This is a genomic window from Shimia sp. MIT910701 (genome assembly GCF_047126315.1).
GTDB lineage: Bacteria > Pseudomonadota > Alphaproteobacteria > Rhodobacterales > Rhodobacteraceae > Shimia.
In genome coordinates this window covers 4,247,119-4,264,534 of sequence record NZ_CP138953.1, presented here as the reverse complement: position 1 = coordinate 4,264,534, position 17,416 = coordinate 4,247,119, and the positions used below count along the sequence as shown (strand labels likewise).

General features: G+C 58.8%; 17 protein-coding genes. 4 read left to right on the top strand and 13 right to left on the bottom strand.

The window, feature by feature from the left end; all coding sequences use genetic code 11:
• The first annotated feature begins 31 nt into the window (after window positions 1-31).
• On the top strand, window positions 32-748 hold the full coding sequence (locus tag SIB38_RS20855; protein ID WP_412550971.1) for a VIT1/CCC1 transporter family protein: 717 nt from the start codon (window positions 32-34) through the stop codon (window positions 746-748).
• 97 nt (window positions 749-845) lie between these two features.
• On the opposite strand, the gene SIB38_RS20850 is transcribed toward SIB38_RS20855, so the two are convergent.
• Entirely contained in the window at window positions 846-1,253 is a 408-nt protein-coding gene (locus SIB38_RS20850) for a group III truncated hemoglobin (RefSeq protein WP_294113085.1), read from the bottom strand.
• A 314-nt stretch (window positions 1,254-1,567) separates the two neighbouring features.
• Here SIB38_RS20850 and SIB38_RS20845 point away from each other — a divergent pair, with 314 nt between their 5' ends.
• The 3 genes from SIB38_RS20845 to SIB38_RS20835 all read left to right on the top strand — a co-directional run bounded on the left by SIB38_RS20845 (window position 1,568) and on the right by SIB38_RS20835 (window position 5,538).
• A complete protein-coding gene (locus SIB38_RS20845) occupies window positions 1,568-1,765 on the top strand; it encodes a hypothetical protein (protein ID WP_294113086.1) in 198 nt (65 codons plus the stop codon).
• Window positions 1,766-2,081: 316 nt separating this feature from the next.
• Window positions 2,082-5,012, top strand: a complete 2,931-nt coding sequence (gene ileS, locus SIB38_RS20840; protein WP_412550970.1) for an isoleucine--tRNA ligase — start codon at window positions 2,082-2,084, stop codon at window positions 5,010-5,012.
• A 73-nt stretch (window positions 5,013-5,085) separates the two neighbouring features.
• Window positions 5,086-5,538, top strand: a complete 453-nt coding sequence (locus tag SIB38_RS20835) for a methylated-DNA--[protein]-cysteine S-methyltransferase (protein WP_294113090.1) — start codon at window positions 5,086-5,088, stop codon at window positions 5,536-5,538.
• On the opposite strand, the gene SIB38_RS20830 is transcribed toward SIB38_RS20835, so the two are convergent.
• The 12 genes from SIB38_RS20830 to SIB38_RS20775 all read right to left on the bottom strand — a co-directional run bounded on the left by SIB38_RS20830 (window position 5,539) and on the right by SIB38_RS20775 (window position 17,409).
• Window positions 5,539-6,234: a CDP-alcohol phosphatidyltransferase family protein gene (locus SIB38_RS20830; RefSeq protein WP_294113092.1), complete on the bottom strand. Its 696-nt coding sequence runs from the start codon at window positions 6,232-6,234 to the stop codon at window positions 5,539-5,541.
• A 63-nt stretch (window positions 6,235-6,297) separates the two neighbouring features.
• Window positions 6,298-7,110 carry an NAD(P)-dependent oxidoreductase gene (locus SIB38_RS20825; protein ID WP_412550969.1) on the bottom strand — a complete coding sequence of 271 codons (813 nt, stop codon included), beginning with the start codon at window positions 7,108-7,110 and terminating at the stop codon, window positions 6,298-6,300.
• A 49-nt stretch (window positions 7,111-7,159) separates the two neighbouring features.
• Entirely contained in the window at window positions 7,160-8,572 is a 1,413-nt protein-coding gene (locus tag SIB38_RS20820; protein WP_412550968.1) for a PepSY-associated TM helix domain-containing protein, read from the bottom strand.
• Window positions 8,573-8,646: 74 nt separating this feature from the next.
• Complete coding sequence (locus SIB38_RS20815; protein WP_294113099.1) at window positions 8,647-9,012, bottom strand: DUF2946 family protein; 366 nt, start codon at window positions 9,010-9,012, stop codon at window positions 8,647-8,649.
• 3 nt (window positions 9,013-9,015) lie between these two features.
• Window positions 9,016-9,669: a ribosome biogenesis GTP-binding protein YihA/YsxC gene (gene yihA / locus SIB38_RS20810; protein WP_412550967.1), complete on the bottom strand. Its 654-nt coding sequence runs from the start codon at window positions 9,667-9,669 to the stop codon at window positions 9,016-9,018.
• Window positions 9,669-10,412 carry an MOSC domain-containing protein gene (locus SIB38_RS20805; protein ID WP_412550966.1) on the bottom strand — a complete coding sequence of 248 codons (744 nt, stop codon included), beginning with the start codon at window positions 10,410-10,412 and terminating at the stop codon, window positions 9,669-9,671. Before SIB38_RS20805 ends, yihA begins: the two co-directional genes overlap by 1 nt.
• A complete protein-coding gene (yidC, locus tag SIB38_RS20800) occupies window positions 10,412-12,229 on the bottom strand; it encodes a membrane protein insertase YidC (RefSeq protein WP_412550965.1) in 1,818 nt (605 codons plus the stop codon). Before yidC ends, SIB38_RS20805 begins: the two co-directional genes overlap by 1 nt.
• Window positions 12,230-12,372: 143 nt before the next feature.
• A complete protein-coding gene (locus SIB38_RS20795) occupies window positions 12,373-13,860 on the bottom strand; it encodes a putative bifunctional diguanylate cyclase/phosphodiesterase (RefSeq protein WP_294113103.1) in 1,488 nt (495 codons plus the stop codon).
• 124 nt (window positions 13,861-13,984) lie between these two features.
• The gene (gene ttcA, locus SIB38_RS20790) at window positions 13,985-14,854 is read right to left on the bottom strand and encodes a tRNA 2-thiocytidine(32) synthetase TtcA (protein ID WP_294113104.1); all 870 of its coding nucleotides are present in this window, start codon (window positions 14,852-14,854) and stop codon (window positions 13,985-13,987) included.
• Between the two features lie 348 nt (window positions 14,855-15,202).
• Window positions 15,203-15,706, bottom strand: a complete 504-nt coding sequence (locus tag SIB38_RS20785; RefSeq protein ID WP_294113105.1) for a hypothetical protein — start codon at window positions 15,704-15,706, stop codon at window positions 15,203-15,205.
• Window positions 15,707-15,769: 63 nt separating this feature from the next.
• Window positions 15,770-16,042, bottom strand: coding sequence for a membrane protein insertion efficiency factor YidD (gene yidD, locus SIB38_RS20780; protein ID WP_294113107.1), 273 nt, complete (start codon window positions 16,040-16,042; stop codon window positions 15,770-15,772).
• A gap of 59 nt (window positions 16,043-16,101) precedes the next feature.
• Window positions 16,102-17,409, bottom strand: coding sequence for an ATPase (locus SIB38_RS20775; protein ID WP_294113108.1), 1,308 nt, complete (start codon window positions 17,407-17,409; stop codon window positions 16,102-16,104).
• Between the last annotated feature and the right edge of the window lie 7 nt (window positions 17,410-17,416).

The window sequence follows — 17,416 nt, the reverse complement described above, 5'->3', positions numbered from 1 at the left end:
CGGCAGCCTATGGGCGTGTTAGCCTTCTGGCATGAGCCAAACCCACGGGCATAGCCAACAAGAGATTGAAGACCGGATTGCCAACCCGCCAGGGCGGGGGCTTTTGCGGGATGTGGTCTATGGTGGGATTGATGGGTCGGTCACAACCTTTGCCATTGTGGCGGGGGTGGCTGGGGCAGGTCTGTCCCCCTTTGTGATTGTCGCGCTGGGCATTGCCAATGTGCTCGCAGATGGGTTTTCCATGGCAGCGGGCAACTTTCTGGGCACCAAAGCAGAGCTGGATGACGCTAAGCGTTTGCGGGCTGTGGAGAAGCGGCATCTGACGGAGCATCCGCGCGGGGAGCGGCGGGAGATCCGGGAGATTTTGCGTCTGAAAGGGCTGGACGGAGAGGTTCTGGAGGCGGCAACGGATGCGATTGTGGCCAATGAGGAGGCCGCTGTTCAGCTGATGTTGGAAGGGGAGTACGGCCTAGCAGGCGTTGACCCGCATCCGCACCGCGCGGCGATTGCGACGTTTCTGGCCTTCTTGGTGGCCGGGCTGATCCCTCTGCTGCCATTTCTGTTTGGCGTGCCGGAGGCGTTTCGGGTGTCTGCCGTGCTGACCTGTGCCACCTTCTTTGGCATCGGTGCGATGAAGGCCAAGTGGTCACTCGATCCCTGGTGGCGGTCTGGATTGGAGACCTTGGCGATTGGCGGCGTGGCAGCGGCGATTGCTTACGGCGTGGGCAGCTTGTTTAACGTGGGGTGACAGTGCTGAGAGCGCGCATGACCCTGGGTGGGGACCGCAGGCGCCCTCTCGCTGGAAGGGTCGGGCGCGTCCCGTGCTTGCAGCACGTGACCCTTGGTCACCGTAAAATCGGCACGCCGCCGGGGCCTTTCATCTTTTCGACCACACCGGCGCGCAGGCTGCGGCCAATGCGATGGGCCAGCGCCGACCAGGCCACGGCCTGATCCTCGCGCAGCTCCTCGCGCAGGGTCAGATCAAACAACGCAAGCCACGTCTCAAACATGCCGGGGCGCACATTGCCGGCGTCGCGGTGCACTTTCAGAGGATTCGCGCTGTAAGAGCGTTCATGCAGAATCGCATTGGCCCAGAAATCGACAATCTTGGCTTCATGCTTGGGCCAGTCATCGACGTGCACGGCAAAAACTGGCCCCAATCCGGGGTGCTGCCGGATGAGCTCATAAAATGCACCTACAACGCGAGCGATGTCGTCACGGGTCACATCAAATTTCGGGGGCAAGGTGGCCATGCGCCAAACTCCTTTTTTTCTTAGGTAATTTTCAATGGGAGAAGTTGCAACTGCAAGGCGCTCGCAACTGCAGCAATTTGAGAGATTTTGTCGGGTTTCTTATAAGCAAAAAAGTCAGGATTGGTTGTTGAGTAAATCACTCAAGTAATTGAAAATAAACAATAAAATACTTGCAGGATGATTTGAGTGGTCCTATATCTAAGTCATCAAAGAGACACGGGGATACCTTGCTTCCCCAAAGCCGCCAGATCAGCGACGCAGCCAGCCAAACGCCAGCCACGCAGCCAGATCGGCACGCCAAAATGGAGAGAGCCATGACTGACAAAGCTTGCAACGTATGCGCGTTTTTTGACAACGAAGCTGTGAAGCAGACTTCTGCAAAAGAAACCGGTGGTCTGTGCCGCTTCAATGCGCCGACCTTCCTCACTGAAGAGGAGATGCACGGTGACGCACATTGGCCGGTTGTAAAGAACAACGACTGGTGTGGCAGCTTCGAAGGCCAAGCCGCTTAAGACATCAGATCAGCAAGCCAGATCCAGCCACGCAGCCAGCCCAATGCCAGCCACGTCGCAAGGTCCAGCCAGCCAATCTGTGAAGACGAAAGAGGGTGCGCGTTGCGTGCCCTCTTTTGCGTTGCGGGCTGAGGCGACTATGGCTTTACCCTGCGCGTGCTGCGGCCTATAAGGCGGCTATGACGCAGATATTCGCAATTATTATTCGAATTATCAGCCCGGCGCTCTAACTGTTCGAGCCGCCGGGACAAGGCGTATGGAAGACCGCGCCGACCCTAGACCATTCCAGATACGACGCCTGAAAAGGACCGGACACATGTGTGCCGAAACACCTGACTACAAAGATACGCTGAACCTCCCCAAAACCGACTTCCCGATGCGCGCTGGCCTGCCCAAGCGTGAGCCTGCGTGGCTGGAACGTTGGGAGAAGATCGGCGTTTATGACCGTCTGCGCGAGAAAGAAGGCCGGGAGCCGTTTATCCTGCATGACGGCCCGCCCTATGCCAACGGTCACCTGCACATCGGCCACGCGCTGAACAAAACCATTAAAGACATGATCGTGCGCTCCCATCAGATGATGGGCAAAGACGCGCGGTATGTGCCGGGTTGGGACTGTCACGGCCTGCCGATCGAGTGGAAGATCGAGGAGCAGTACCGCAAGAAGGGCAAAGACAAAGACGCCGTGGATGTGGTGGAGTTCCGTCAGGAATGCCGCAAGTTTGCCGAGGGCTGGATCGACATCCAGCGTGAGGAGTTCAAACGTCTGGGCATCACCGGCAACTGGCCTGATCCTTACATCACCATGGACTATCACGCTGAGGCTGTGATCGCCGATGAGTTCATGAAGTTCTTGATGAACGGCACGCTCTATCAAGGCTCCAAACCTGTGATGTGGTCGCCGGTGGAGAAAACCGCGCTGGCCGAGGCCGAGGTGGAATACCACGACAAAGAGAGCTTCACGATCTGGGTGAAGTTCAAAGTGGCGGAGCCTGCCGATCACAAGCTGGCCGGTGCTTATGTGGTGATCTGGACCACAACGCCTTGGACGATCCCGTCCAACAAAGCGGTCGTGTTTGGTCAGGACATTGCCTATGGCCTCTATGAAGTGACCGGCACGCCTGAGGAAAGCTGGGCCAATGTTGGTGACCGCTTTGTGCTGGCGGACAATCTTGCGGGCGATGTGATGCAGCGCGCGCGTCTGGACGAGAGCATGTGGAAACGCGTCGGTGACGTGCCGGTGAGCGATCTTGAAGGTGTTGGCTTGGCGCACCCGCTGAATGGCGCCGAGTGTGGCGAAGGCGAATGGGACGATCTGCGTGATTTCCGCGCGGCACCGTTTGTGACCGACACCGAAGGCACCGGCTTTGTGCACTGTGCGCCGTCCCACGGTATGGAGGAATTTGAACTCTACCGTGACCTCGGCATGCTGGAGCAGATGATCACCTATAACGTCATGGACGACGGCGGCTTCCGCGCCGACCTGCCGTTCTTTGGCAGCACCTACATCCTGAACCGCAAAGGCAAGGAAGGCGACGCCAACAAGAAGATCATCGACAAGCTGGTCGAAGTGGGCGGTCTGCTGGCGCGGGGCAAGATCAAGCACAGCTATCCGCATTCTTGGCGCTCCAAAGCCCCGATCATCTATCGCAACACGCCGCAGTGGTTTGCCTCTGTGGATCGTAAGCTGGATGACGGCATGGGCGAGATGGGCGACAGCATCCGCGAACGCGCGCTGCGCTCCATCGATGAGCTGGTGAAATGGACCCCGCAAAAGGGTCGCAACCGCCTGTTCTCGATGATCGAAGACCGCCCGGATTGGGTGCTGTCCCGTCAGCGCGCCTGGGGTGTGCCGCTGACCTGCTTTGTCAAAAAGGGCGCTCTGCCAACCGACGAAGGCTTCCTGCTGCGCGATCCCGAGGTGAACGCGCGCGTGAAGGCGGCCTTTGAGGAAGAAGGTGCGGATTGCTGGTACCTGGACGGCGCCAAAGAGCGCTTCCTGGGTGACAAGTACAACGCGGATGAGTGGGAGCAGGTGTTTGACGTGCTCGACGTGTGGTTTGACTCCGGTTCGACCCACGCCTTTGTGCTGCGCGACCGTGAAGACGGCGTGGCCGACGGCATTGCGGATGTCTACATGGAAGGCACCGACCAGCACCGTGGCTGGTTCCACAGCTCGCTTCTGCAGGCCTGTGGCACCAAGGGCCGCGCGCCTTACCGCAATGTGGTGACACACGGGTTCACGCTGGACGAGAAGGGCAACAAGATGTCCAAATCGCTCGGCAACACCATTGTGCCCGAGAAAGTTGTGCAGCAGTACGGCGCAGATATCCTGCGTTTGTGGGTGGCTCAGACTGATTACACTGCCGATCAGCGGATTGGTCCGGAAATCCTGAAAGGCGTGGCGGACAGCTATCGCCGTCTGCGCAACACCATGCGCTTCATGATGGGCTCGCTCAGCGACTTCACTGAGGCGGATCGCGTGGATCCGGCGGATATGCCGGAACTGGAGCGTTGGGTGTTGCACCGTCTGGCGGAGCTGGATCATCAGGTGCGCAAGGGCTATGCGGAGTTCAACTTCCAGGGCGTTGTCTCTGCGGTGTTCAACTTTGCCACTGTGGAGCTGTCATCCTTCTATTTCGATATCCGCAAGGATGCGCTCTATTGTGACGGCAACACGCTGCGCCGTCGCTCTGCGCGCACGGTGCTGGACATTCTGTTCCATCGCCTGACCACCTGGCTGTCGCCGGTGCTGGTGTTCACCATGGAAGAGGTCTGGCTCGAGCGGTTCCCAGGGGACGACAGTTCCGTACATCTCGTGGACTTCCCGGATACGCCGGCGGATTGGATTGACGAGCCACTGGCCGCGAAATGGGCCAAGGTGCGCGAAGTGCGCCGCGTGGTAACTGCTGCGCTGGAAATCCAGCGGACCAACAAGGTGATTGGGGCGTCGCTTGAGGCCGCACCGGTTGTGCACGTGCGCGAAACGGATGTGGTTGAAGCGCTCAAAACCGTTGAGTTTGCCGATGTCTGCATCACGTCCGACATCTCGGTGACCAACGATCCAATGCCAGCCGAAGCCTTCCGCATGCCGGAAGTCGAAGGTGTGGGCGTGGTCTTTGAGAAAGCGCAGGGGCAGAAATGTCAGCGCAGCTGGAAGATCCTGCCAGATGTGGGTCAGCACAAGTATCCGGGCGTTTGCAAACGCTGTAGCGATGCTCTGGAAGAGATGGGCTACCCACTGAGCTAATTTGCGCTCCAAATGATGCGCATTCTGAGGCGTCCCGCTTGCGGGGCGCCTTTTGCTTGGGCAGTGTGGCGTCATGTTGAGATTGACCGTAGACACCCCAACCGGCCCCATGACGCTCACCGAAAAGGACGGCGCCATTGTGCGGGCTGAATGGGAGAGTGGCGGGGCGGATGACACGCCGTTGTTGCGCAAAGCTGCCGCGCAATTGGTGGCCTATTTTGACGATCCAGCACAGGGGTTTGATCTGCCGTTGAAGGTGGAGGCGTCAGAGTTTCAGCAGCGGGTGTGTGAGGCTATGTTGGCGATTCCGCTTGGGGAGACCCGCACCTATGGCGATCTGTCCAAAGACCTCGGCGTGCCTGCACAGGCCATCGGGCAGGGCTGTGGCGGCAATCCAATCCCGGTGATTATTCCCTGCCACCGTGTGCTCGGCGCAAACGGGTTGGGCGGGTTTTCCGGTCTAGGTGGCGTGGAGACGAAGGTCTGGCTGCTCAAACATGAGCGGGCCGGTGGTTTGTTGATCTGATCAGAGCGTTTCGCGGTACAGCAGCTGTTGCGCGGCACCGGCGACGGTGAGGTAAACGGATGTGGCCACCAGCCCCCAATGCGCCCAGCTTTCCGGGTGGAAATCGACCCAGGCAGCCCAGCCGGCAAAGAAGGTCCAGGCCAGCGCCATCGGGAAGGTGAGCCAGCGCCAGCGCTCTGTGCGGGTGGGATGCACAAATTTGATCGGCAGGAACATGGCCACGGCCAGCACGGAGACCAACGCGAGGCTGACCCAGAAGTTTGGCTCCACCGCAAAGATCACAATCACCACCATATTCCAGCATCCGGGAAAGCCGGAGAAGGAATTATCCCTGGTTTTCATGCGCGTATCCGCAAAATAGAGCGCGGAGGCAAAGGTGATGATGATGATTGCAAACCAGCCGGTCCAGCCATCCATCAACCCGGATTTAAAGAGTGCATAGGCCGGGATGAAGACATAGGTCAGGTAGTCGATGATCAGGTCGAGCAAGACACCGTCAAACTCTGGCGCGTTTTTCTTCACATGGTAGTGACGCGCCAGCGGGCCGTCGATGCCGTCGACAATGAAGGCCACCACCAACCAAAGGAACATCAGGCTCCATTTGCCATCCACGGCGGCCAGCATGGCCAACATGGCAAAGACCGCACCAGTGGCGGTGAACAGGTGGACGGCGAGGGCAAGGGCGCGAATACTCATAGAGGTGTCTTGCCGGAATTGCGTGCAGAGTGCAACGGCTGTGCGGCCTGGCGTCTCGGATGGTTAACCGCGGGCTTTGAGCGCAAAGATCGCTTGGCGCACGGTTTCCGGCAGGATGGTGTCGGCCCCGTCTGGCGCGGCGTCGAGTGCCGAGCCTACGTCTTTGGTCAGTATGCCAATGGTGTTGTCCTCTTCCCAGCCATCACGAGCAAATTCGATGGTGTTGAAACCTGAGGCGAGCCAGTTCTGGCCTGAAGATGTGTGGATCAGGTTCAAGAGCGCGTCTTCGTCTATGCCCGCTTGGTCGGCCCAATCGAGCACAAGGCGCGTCATGGCTGTGTTGGAGGCGGCGAGCAGGTTGTTGAGCACCTTGGCCTGCATGCCTGCGCCATAGTCGCCCATGTGATGAAAATGCGCGCCCATGGCGTCAAACAGGGGCTGATGTTGGTGCAAAGCCTCAGTGTCGCCGCCCAGCATGAAGGACAGCCGCGCTTCTTCAGCCGCAATCGCAGCGCCGGACATCGGGGCGTCGATCAGGGTGATGTGGCTTGGCACACGCTCGCGCAGGGCGCGGACGTATTTGGGCGACAGGGTGGAGGAGACAATCACCGTTTGCAGGTTCGGCGCAGTCTCTATCAGGTTTTGCGCGCCAAACAGCACGTCATCGGTTTGGTCTATGTCGCGCACCACAGTGACTAGGATGTGCAGGTCTTTTCGGAAGTCTTCGAGGGAGCGCAGGGCCGGAGCGAGGGCGCCGAAGTCGGATGCGGGCCGGACATCAAATCCAAAGGCGTCAAAGCCCGCTGCGCGCAGTGCGGCCAGCATTGGGCCTCCCATGCGGCCACATCCTGCGATGCCTATTCCTGTGAGCTGCATGCTTGGTCCTCAAAATGCCCCGCCCACCGCTGCGGGCGGGGCGGATAGGTTATGACAAGGCGCGTTTCAGCGCGGGAATGTTGCTCACGACTAGCACGTCAAAGGCCAGCACGGCCAGCAGGGTCACACCAACCAAAGGGAACGCCAAAGAGACCAGCGCCGCGATCAGCAAAACGCCTTTGAAAAGCGGCATTTCTTTTGGTGCAGGCGGCGCAGCCAGGCGCAAGGCCTTGGACGGGCGGCGCTTGAGCCACATGACCACACCGGAGACACAGACAAAGATGACCATCAGGCAGAACATGGTGTTCAGGAGCAGGTTCCACAATCCCATTAGGCCCATGTGCAAGGGGATGCCCACCGCCATGGATTTGCCCGCAACCGAGTAGTCGGCATAGCGCGCCTCGGCGAGGATTTTGCCGGTGTATTGGTCCACGTGAATGGTGGCGTCTACGGTAGGTGTGGTGCTGTCACCGCTCATGCTGTCTTGGTTGATGGTCCAGACGCCGGTTTCGTCGCGCGGGTAGGCCACGCGAAAGCGCCCCTCAAGGCCCAAGTCGCGGCCCAACGCCACAAGGCTGTTGATGTCCACAGGCGCGCCTTCGGCTGTGCCGGTAACGCCGACATCAGAGCCAGAGGCGGGCATCGGGGTTTGCTCCAACGCCCAGGGCACATCGTTTTGGTTGCCGTGGTTCATGCTGGCGTGGGTGCTGTCTGACAGTGGGACGTCGCTCCACTTTTCTGCAGGGAAGGTGGACCAGGCCTGCACATATTTGCCACCCCAGATGCCAGCCCAAGCAAGGCCGGAGATCAGGAAGACCACCAACAGGGCGGAAATCCAGAAACCGGTGACCGCGTGCAGGCTTTTCCACAAGGCGCGACCGCGCGCTTTCAGGTTTGGAATGAGCACCGATGTGTCGCCACCACGTGGCCACCAGAGGTAGAGGCCGGTCAGAACCAGCACGAGGCCAAGGCCCGCGGCGATCTCAATCAGCCGATCGCCGGTGTCGCCAAGCAACAGGGAGCCGTGGATGTTGTCAGCGAGATCATACCACCCCGCACGACGGTCCCAGTTGCCCAGCACAGCGCCGGTGTAAGGATCAACGGCGACCATCTGGTGGGTGTCGCCGGTGTTGATGCGAAACACAGTGGCAAGCGCATCGGATTTCGGGCCGATGTATTCGACCACTGTGCCGGGCACCGCGGATGTGGCGGCGGCGGCTTGGTCGGAGACGGCCAACGCGGTGCCTTGGGGGGCGACCGCGATCTTTTCGCCGTCGCGGCCGTCAAACTGGGTGATGAACATCATCATCATGCCGGTCACGGCAAGCATGATCATAAAAGGCACCACGTAAAGCGCGGCATAGAAGTGCCAGCGCCAGGCGGCGAAATAGAGTTTTTGAGAGAGAGACGTTGCGCTGGATTGCTCTGCGCGCACGTCGGCAAATTGGCTGTCCTTGGCCATGAGGGAACATCTCCTGAAGGGCCGCGCTTGGGTCCCCAAGCCGGCTTGATTTGTGTTTGATTTTTACAGGGAACTCAGGAGAGTGCGGGCGGACCGCGGGCATCATAGCGGCGGTGGAACCCGGCGCTGTTGTGGGTAAAGTCCCGATGCTGCCAACGGTTGGTCAGGGACGCTTTGAGCGGCAGCGGGAAAGGGCCGTCCATCACCGGGACGACATCGGCCACCACGGAGAAAGCACAAGGGCTGCGCTTGTCCTCGGTCTGCTCATGCAACGGCACCGGCGCCCCGGTGTCGTCCACAAGCATTTCAACCATTTCGTCACCGGTACAGATGACAAGCACCATATGGCCGTCTGCAAACGTCTTAGGCATCCATCCCGTGGGGATGAGTGCGGAGGCCATCACGGCCACCAATAGCACCAAGGACGTCAGCAGGCGCATGGGTTATTCAAGACCGGCAATAATGGAGCGCAGTGTGGCGATGCCGTCGCCTTTTTCCGAACTGGTCAGCACAATCTCGGGGAACGCCGCCGGGTGTTTTGCCAATTTTTCGCGCACCTGTTTGAAGACTTTCTCGCGGTCTTTGACTTTCACCTTGTCGGCTTTGGTCATCACCACCTGAAACGTCAGCGCGGAGCTGTCCATCAAGGACATGATTTCTTCGTCGACATCTTTGATGCCATGCCGCGTGTCAATTAGCACAAAAGCGCGGCGCAAGTTGGCGCGACCAGACAGGTATTGCTTCAGCAGGCGCTGCCATTTCTCCACCACCGCAAGCGGCGCGTTGGCATAACCATAGCCCGGCAGGTCGACGAGATAGTGGCTGTCGGTCAGCGTGAAGAAGTTGATTTCCTGCGTGCGGCCCGGCGTGTTGGACGCACGCGCTAGGCGGCTGCGATTGGTCAGCGCGTTGATCAGCGTGGATTTGCCCACATTGGAACGCCCCGCAAAACAGACCTCAACACGGTCCCCCGCAGGCAGGCCATCCATGGCGACCACACCTTTGAGGAAGTCGGAGTTGGAGCCGTCAAACAGCTTGCGGCCCCGTTCCAGTGCCAAAGGCTCCGGGTCTTCGACAAATGGGAAAGGAAGTTGCATCAGAGCACCTCTGCTGTGTCGCCGACGGCAATGTCGCCGGATTTGGTCACCACACCGTAGACGCCAAAGTCCTGATGACCAAAGGCTTCGTTCAAAACGCCCAGTGTGTCCGCATCGCGCACGCCTGTGTCGGTGTTGACGGTGGTCGCTTTGCAGCGCGTGATGCGCTCGCGCACCTCAATTTCGGTGCCACCGATGCGCAGCGTTTTGCCAATCCAGTCAAACTCTTCCCATGGCGCAAATCCATCGAGCCAGATGTTACCACGCCAGCGTTCCGTGGCGAGCTTGCGGCCCAAGCGGCCTTCGATCGCGCGGTGGCTGGCGGTGGTGTGGATGGCGATGGACGGGAAGGGGCTGTCGGTCATGCCAAATTCACCGGCAGGCACCAGTTTGGCACTGGCGGCGCGGTCTTTGGGCATGATCGGACGCACCCAATCAATCAGCTTGTCGCCTTGGGTTTCCGGATCAAAGGTCAGCTCCCAGAGGTCTGGGTGCTGCAGGGTGATCTTGCCGGTGGCTTCGTCGACCTTGGCGGTTATGGCTTGCAACGAAGGTGCCCCAGCGGCGCGGGAAAAATTCACGCAACGGGCCCATTCGCCCCCATCGGTTTTGGCGCGTTCATGGGCCACGGCGTAGCGGCGATCCCAGGGGAAGGTTTGCCCCTCCACCAAAGAGACATGACCCACGGACTCGCGTCCGTGGGCCTTGATCGGGTGTCGCCAGAGTGCGGAGACGGTTCCCATTATTTGGCGTCCTCCTCAGGCTTCGACTTCTTGAAGCTTGATTTGATGTTGCCAAACACATCCGGTTTGTAGCCGTGCTGGCGCATGATGCCGTACTGCTGGATGAAGGTGATCACGTTGTTGGTGATCCAGTAGATCACAAGACCGGAGGCAAAGCTGCCGAGCATGAACATGAAGACCCATGGCATCCAGGCAAAGATCATCTTCTGCGTTGGATCGGTGGGCGCCGGGTTCAGCTTCTGCTGCAGCCACATGGAGATACCCAACAGGATTGGCAGAATGCCCAAGGAGAAGATCTCGAAGAAGCCCAGTTCCGGCACGCCGTAAGGCAGGATGCCAAACAGGTTTAATATTGAGCTTGGGTCTGGCGCGGACAAGTCGGTGATCCAGCCAAACCAGGGCGCATGCCGCAGTTCTTTGGTCACAAAGATCACTTTGTAGAGCGAGAAGAAGATTGGGATCTGGATCAGGATCGGCAGACAGCCCGCCGCCGGATTGACCTTTTCCTTCTTATACAGCTCCATCATGGCCTGCTGCATCTTCTGACGGTCGTCGCCCGCTTGCTCTTTCAGCTTCTCCATTTGAGGCTGAAGTTCTTTCATCTTCGCCATGGAGGCATAAGATTTATAGGCCAGCGGGAAGACGATGATTTTCAGAACAACAGTCAGCGCGATGATCGCCCAGCCCATGTTGCCGATGAAGCCATAGAGCCACATCAGGAGCCACATGATCGGCTTCGTGAGGAAGGAGAACCAGCCCCAGTCGATGGACTCCAGCAGGCCTTCAACACCTTCTTCGTTCTGGTAGTTGCGGATTTTGCCCCAGTCTTTGGAGCCCGCAAACAGACGGGAGTTGGCGGTTGCGGTCTGACCTTCAGCCACCTGCATGGTCGGCATCACCGCTTCGGTCTGGTAGATGTCGCGAGACTGGTCGTATTTTGCCACGGATTTGAAGGGCTTGCCTTGCTCCGGGATCAATGTGGCCATCCAGTAGTGGTCGGTGAAACCGATCCAACCGTTGGCCTCGACCTGTGTCACCTCGGCAGGCGCACCTTCGCGTTGATCAAAGGTGTAGTCGGTCATGCCGTCATAGTCGGTTTCGGTCAGCTCGCCGTCGGCCATAGAGATCAGGCCTTCGTGCAGGATGAAGAAGTTTTTCAGGTCATCCGGCTGACCATAACGCGCCAGCACACCATAAGGCGCCAGAGAGACGGTGCCTGCACCGGTGTTTTCGACGGTCTGCTCCACGGAGAACATGTAGTCTTTGTCCACCGAAATGGTGCGGCGGAAGATCAGGCCTGCGCCATTGTCCCATTTCAGCGTGATTGGAGTCTCAACGGTCAGCGTGTCGCCGCTTTCGATGTCCCAGAGGGTATTAGAGCCTGGCACCTGGTCCAGAGACAGACCTGCGCCCGGGGCCCAGCCATAGAGCGCGTAGTAGGCATGTGGCTCACCGTTGGGCGACAGGAAGGTGACGATGGGAGAATCTTCGTCCTGGGTTTCGCGGTAGTCGTTGAGCTTTAGATCATCCAGACGGCCACCCAGCAAAGAGACAGAGCCGGACAGGCGCGCGGTATCGATCTCAACGCGTGGGGCATCGGCCACTTCGGTGGGCTCGACAGAGGTGGCGGCACCGGAGTCAGCCGCGGCAGTCGCGGGGGCCGTCGACGGGGTGACCGCATCGGTGCCCTCGACAACGGCGGTTGGAGCGTTGGGGTCCTGGGTCGCCTCAGGGGGGGGAAACAGGAGGAACCAAATCAGGATGACGCCAAAGCTGAGCGCCGTCGCGAGGATGAGGTTCTTGTTCTGATCGTCCATTGCCGCAAGCCATCTGTCGTTAAAAGGATGGGGAGGTTCAACAGAGGTGGCGACCAAAGGTCAAGGGGATTCGACCCAATTTGCCCGAAAGGCAGCGGTTCGTTGCGTGTGGGGAGGGGGACGCGCCAAGGGCGACGCGGTGGTCAGCTTGGTTTGTTGCCGATCTGAAGCGCGGGGCCGATCTTTTCCTGATGCTCGGTCATCCACTTGATGGTCTCGTAAAACGGCATTGGGCGGGCAATGCCGTAACCCTGCACATGGGAACAGCCAAGCTGCGCCAGCATCGCGTGTTCAGCTGGATTTTCAACACCTTCGGCCAGCGTTTCGAGCCCAAGACGCTCCGCCATGGTGACAATCGCGGCGATCATACGTTGCTGATCGGGGTCTTTGTCGATGTTGGTTACAAAGGAGCGGTCGATTTTGATGCGTTTTACCGGCAGGCGGCGGATCGAGGAGATGGACGCGTGGCCGGTGCCAAAATCGTCTAAGTCAATTTCGCAACCCATTGCGCTGATCGCTTCGACGTTGCGGACGACCATGTCGTCCGGCGTGCCCGCCACAACACTTTCAAGCACTTCGATGCCGAGGCGTTTTGCGTCCAGCTCGGTGCGGTCCAGCTCCCATTGGATACGTTCCACCAGAGTGGGGCTGCGAAGCTCCTCCCCGGCAAAGTTCACACCAACCATGGGGACGGTGAAACCGGCGTCGTCCCATGCGCGAATGGCATCAAGGGATTGACGCAACATCAGGTCTGCCAATTGGCCCATCTGGCCGGTTTGATGCAGCACGTCGAGGAACTGGATTGGGGCGAGAATGCCGCGTTCAGGATGTTCCCAGCGGGCCAAAGCCTCAAAGCCGGTGACAAGGCCTGTGTCGGTGGACACTTGTGGTTGAAACCAAGCGCGAATTTGGTCGCGTTGCAGGGTGCGCGCCGCTTCGCTTTGGGTTTTGCGGCGCGATATCACTTTGCGGCCCATATCAGTGGAATAGGCGCGGATGTTGCTGTCGCCGGTCAGCTGTGCCTCACACATCGCCATATCAGCGGCCTGGATCATGGCAGTGGCGGAGGGGCGGTTCAGGCGGGCGGACAGACAGAAGCCAATGGAACAACTGACATAGATAGACGCCATTTGCAGCGGCATAGGCTCTTCAACGGCGGTCTGGAAACGCGTCGCCATCTGAATGCCACTTTCGACATCAAAGTAGGCAATCGGCTCCAAGGCAACGGAGAACGACGCGTCACCGGAGCGAGACACCAGATCACCGGATCGCAGCGCGTTTTTCAAGCGCTCGGCGACATAGCGCAGCACCTCTTCCGCGGCTTGATCACCGTGATTTTCCCGCAGGCGGGCAAAGTTGTCGATCTTGATGGAGAAGCAGGCAGTGGTGCGCCCGTCCTCTTCCAGCGAGGACATCTTCTCCTGCATCTGGCGCTCAAACCCAGCAGGGGTGAGCAGGCCGGTCAGGCCGTCGACTTCGCTCTTCTTGCGCCGTTTGGCAGCCGTGAAAGGTGAAAACATCAGGAACGGCAGTGGCAGCAGGAAAGCGCAGACCAAAAGCCCCAGCTCGCCAAAGGCAAACCATGCCGCCAAGGTCACCACAGGAAACAGCAGAGGGACAACCCGACGCACAGAGGACTCCCGGGTCCAATAAGCCCGAAATGAAGCCAGGAATGTGTCCAGTCGCGACTGCATATGAGGTGTCCTATGACGCATAAAACTTGGTTTAGTGTCAGCGATTCTCTTAAGTGATCAGTTAACGTAGCTTAGGGATCGTATCCGAATTTGGTTCAAATTTTACTGATTCTCGAATTAAACCGGCAAAATCGAACAGGTTGGGATCCATCATGTGGCTTGGGCGGATGTTGGTCAGCGCCTTGAACATTACCTGACGGCGGCCTGGGCTGTTGGCTTCCCACTGATCTAGAATCTGCTTAACTTGTTGACGTTGCAGGCCATCTTGGGAGCCGCAAAGATCACAAGGGATGATCGGGTAGTTCATCGCCTTGGCAAATTTCTCGCAATCCTCCTCGGCCACATGCGCCAGCGGGCGGTAGACAAACAAATCGCCTTCTTCGTTAACAAGCTTGGGCGGCATGGTTGCCAGACGACCGCCGTGAAACAGGTTCATGAAGAAGGTTTCGAGGATGTCATCGCGGTGGTGACCCAACACAACCGCGCTGCAGCCCTCTTCTCGGGCGATCCGGTAGAGGTTGCCGCGGCGCAGGCGCGAACAGAGCGCGCAATAGGTGCGACCGGCTGGAACCTTGTCTTTCACAATCGAGTAGGTGTCTTGATATTCGATGCGGTGTTCGACCTGCATCTTTTCCAGAAAGGCGGGCAGGACGGTGGCCGGGAAGTTGGGCTGTCCCTGATCCAGGTTGCAGGCCAAAAGCTCAACCGGCAGCAGGCCGCGCCATTTCAATTCGTGCAGCACCGCGAGCAGGGTATAGGAATCCTTACCGCCGGAGAGGCACACAAGCCACTTCGCGCCGCGTTCGATCATGCCGTATTGTTCAATTGCCTCGCGTGTCTGACGCACGATTCGTTTGCGCAACTTCTTGAAATTGGCCGAAGAAGGCGCGTCCTGGAACAGCGGGTGGATATCATTGAGGTCGTCTAACATGCCGTGCCTTAAGCGAGGGGTCTTCCAGGGTCAATCTATCCCCAAGGATATCCACAGGTTGGCCGCGGACCACAAGCGTAGTTAAGGAAAACCCGACCCGTGTGATTTCGGGCACAGGGCGTTTGCATAGGATTGGGGACGGGATGTACGACGAAACGAACGCGCCAAACCCCAAGTTTTATGGGGGTTTACGGCATGTGTCGGGCGGTTGGGAAGTGACCGGCTGTGTTTAGATCACGGAACTGTGAACGCCTGGCGGTGTGGCGGAAATGGAAACACTGCGTTTCCGTGCTTCATGGGTGCCTATCCGGGCGCGGTTTGGGCGCGCCCGGGAGGCGAAAGGGGGGCTTACTGAAGCTGCTCTTCGTTACACTTCTTGGCCAGATCGAGCGCCTTGGCGGTGCCAGCCAGATCGACGATGAAGGAGTATTCCTTTTCCGGGAACACGGTCATCGTGGGCGCGCGGCGGATGGCCTCATACACTTCCGGATCCTCGGTCAGCACATAGCCGCCGCTGTAGCCTTTGGTGATGTTGCCACGCATGCCAGTGGCCTCTCCAACGTAGAGGTTTTCACCAATTAGCAGCGCCACATCTTGTTTCACGTCGGTGCGGATGTTGGTCTCCGCTTTGGTGAAGATGCCGATGTAGCCAATGGCGCGGTCCTCGGTCAGACCCATCTGAATGACGTTGTCCAAGCCGTCTTTGGTTTCCACCAGGCAGGTGCCTTTTTCGGTGTCGATGTGCACGTTCCAGCCGTCCACAGAGCCATAGCCGACAAATTTGTCAGCCAGTACAGCGGTGCTGGTTAGGGTCAAGGCGGCCGTTGTGGCCAGGATGTGAGAAAGGCGCATGGGAAATCTCCTGAAAGGACAATTGAATGCGCACAGGCTAGCACTCTCTTGGGTGGTGTCCAGTCAGGTTTCGCGGTTTTGCGTACCCCCGGATGCGCCATTTTTGTCGCCACAACAGGGCGGAACCGGATCGTAGCCGCTGCTGCCAAAGGGATGGCAGCGACCAAGTCGGCGCAGGGTCAGCCAGCTGCCCTTGATCGCGCCATGTTTCTCCAGTGCTTCCAGCGCGTAGGCTGAACAGGTGGGCTGATACCGGCAGTTGAAGCCAACCCAAGGGCTAAACACCAAACGGTAGAACCGGACGGGCAGGGCGGCGATATGGGCAAGCGGTGACATGGGAACTATGTAGGCCATATAGCGCGCGTAAAAAAGGCCGCGTCATGCGGCCTTTTGGATCACTTCACGATGTGCTCGTCTTTCACGAACATATTGGCCCAGGCGCGATCAATCAGGTCAGGGCGCATTTGATAGGGGATGCCCTCAAATTCGCAGATCGAGATGATCTGGTCGATCAGGAACACCGGCTGGTAATTGGCGTAGGTGTTGTCTATTGTCGGGTATTTGGTTTTGAGCAGGTGAATGAGAGATGTCTCATCCAGCGGCAGCCCCTTTTTCTTGGCCACAAGGGCAAAGATTTTCAGGAAGTTCTCCTGGCTTGGGCCGTCAATTTTGATCTTGTAGAAGATACGACGCAGGGCCGCTTGGTCAAAGATCTCATTGGGGTGGAAGTTGGTGGAGAAGATCACCAGTGTGTCAAAGGGCACTTCGAACTTCTCACCGGATTGCAGCGCGAGAATGTCTTTGCTCTCTTCCAAAGGCACAATCCAACGGTTGACCAGCGCCTGTGGCGGTTCCTCCTGACGCCCCAAATCGTCCACGATGAAGATGCCGCCGGTGGACTTGAGCTGCAACGGCGCCTGATAGGTGCGCGCCGTTGGGTTGTAGACCAAGTCGAGCATGTTGAGCGACAGCTCACCACCAGTGATCACGGTGGGGCGGTCACATTTCACATAGCGGCTGTCAAACCGCGCGGTGCGGCGCAGGCTGTTTTCGTCTTGCTCGTCACCTTCGGCGGCGGAGTGCACAATCGGGTCATAGACGGTGATCACCTGACCGGCATATTCGATGGCGTGAGGCACATAAACCTTGTCACCCATCGCGTCGCGAATGCCGTTAGAAATCGAAGACTTACCGTTGCCGGGCGGACCATACATCAGGATTGAGCGGCCAGAGCCCACGGCGGGTCCCAACTGGTCCAGCAGGTCCGGCGGCAGTATCAGGTGCCCCATCGCACCGGTGAGTTGGTCGCGCGTGATCTGAATGTTGCGGATCGACTGGCGTTTGACCTGTTCGCGGTACACATCCAGCGGCACCGGCATGGCACCAAAATACTCGGATTGTGCCAAGGCGTCCTGTGCGCGGCCTTTGCCGGCATCGGTCAGTTGATACCCCATCTCGTCGCCGGAGTTGGCGTTCAGCGTGCCGGTTGCCTCCAGCAGGCGCTGCTCGCGGGCCATGTCGACCAGCTCTTGCGTTACTGCGCGGGGTAGACAGATGGCTTTGGAAATGTCGCCGACCATGTCCACGTTTTTGCGGAACATGGTTTTCAGGAGGATGTCCCGCATCATCACCACGGGAAGCTTCATATCCTCGATCCGTTTTGGCGGCGGCGGGGCCATCACGTTGGTGGTCTGCATGTTCATCGACGCA

Coding starts and splice junctions, on each gene's coding strand:
- SIB38_RS20850 (WP_294113085.1), bottom strand. CDS start 1,253: ATGGCCACCTTGCCCCCGAAATTTGATGTGACCCGTGACGACATCGCT.
- SIB38_RS20855 (WP_412550971.1), top strand. CDS start 32: ATGAGCCAAACCCACGGGCATAGCCAACAAGAGATTGAAGACCGGATT.
- yidD (WP_294113107.1), bottom strand. CDS start 16,042: ATGTCACCGCTTGCCCATATCGCCGCCCTGCCCGTCCGGTTCTACCGT.
- SIB38_RS20805 (WP_412550966.1), bottom strand. CDS start 10,412: ATGGGAACCGTCTCCGCACTCTGGCGACACCCGATCAAGGCCCACGGA.
- SIB38_RS20835 (WP_294113090.1), top strand. CDS start 5,086: ATGTTGAGATTGACCGTAGACACCCCAACCGGCCCCATGACGCTCACC.
- SIB38_RS20825 (WP_412550969.1), bottom strand. CDS start 7,110: ATGCAGCTCACAGGAATAGGCATCGCAGGATGTGGCCGCATGGGAGGC.
- ileS (WP_412550970.1), top strand. CDS start 2,082: ATGTGTGCCGAAACACCTGACTACAAAGATACGCTGAACCTCCCCAAA.
- SIB38_RS20820 (WP_412550968.1), bottom strand. CDS start 8,572: ATGGCCAAGGACAGCCAATTTGCCGACGTGCGCGCAGAGCAATCCAGC.
- yihA (WP_412550967.1), bottom strand. CDS start 9,669: ATGCAACTTCCTTTCCCATTTGTCGAAGACCCGGAGCCTTTGGCACTG.
- yidC (WP_412550965.1), bottom strand. CDS start 12,229: ATGGACGATCAGAACAAGAACCTCATCCTCGCGACGGCGCTCAGCTTT.
- ttcA (WP_294113104.1), bottom strand. CDS start 14,854: ATGTTAGACGACCTCAATGATATCCACCCGCTGTTCCAGGACGCGCCT.
- SIB38_RS20785 (WP_294113105.1), bottom strand. CDS start 15,706: ATGCGCCTTTCTCACATCCTGGCCACAACGGCCGCCTTGACCCTAACC.
- SIB38_RS20830 (WP_294113092.1), bottom strand. CDS start 6,234: ATGAGTATTCGCGCCCTTGCCCTCGCCGTCCACCTGTTCACCGCCACT.
- SIB38_RS20815 (WP_294113099.1), bottom strand. CDS start 9,012: ATGCGCCTGCTGACGTCCTTGGTGCTATTGGTGGCCGTGATGGCCTCC.
- SIB38_RS20775 (WP_294113108.1), bottom strand. CDS start 17,409: ATGAACATGCAGACCACCAACGTGATGGCCCCGCCGCCGCCAAAACGG.
- SIB38_RS20845 (WP_294113086.1), top strand. CDS start 1,568: ATGACTGACAAAGCTTGCAACGTATGCGCGTTTTTTGACAACGAAGCT.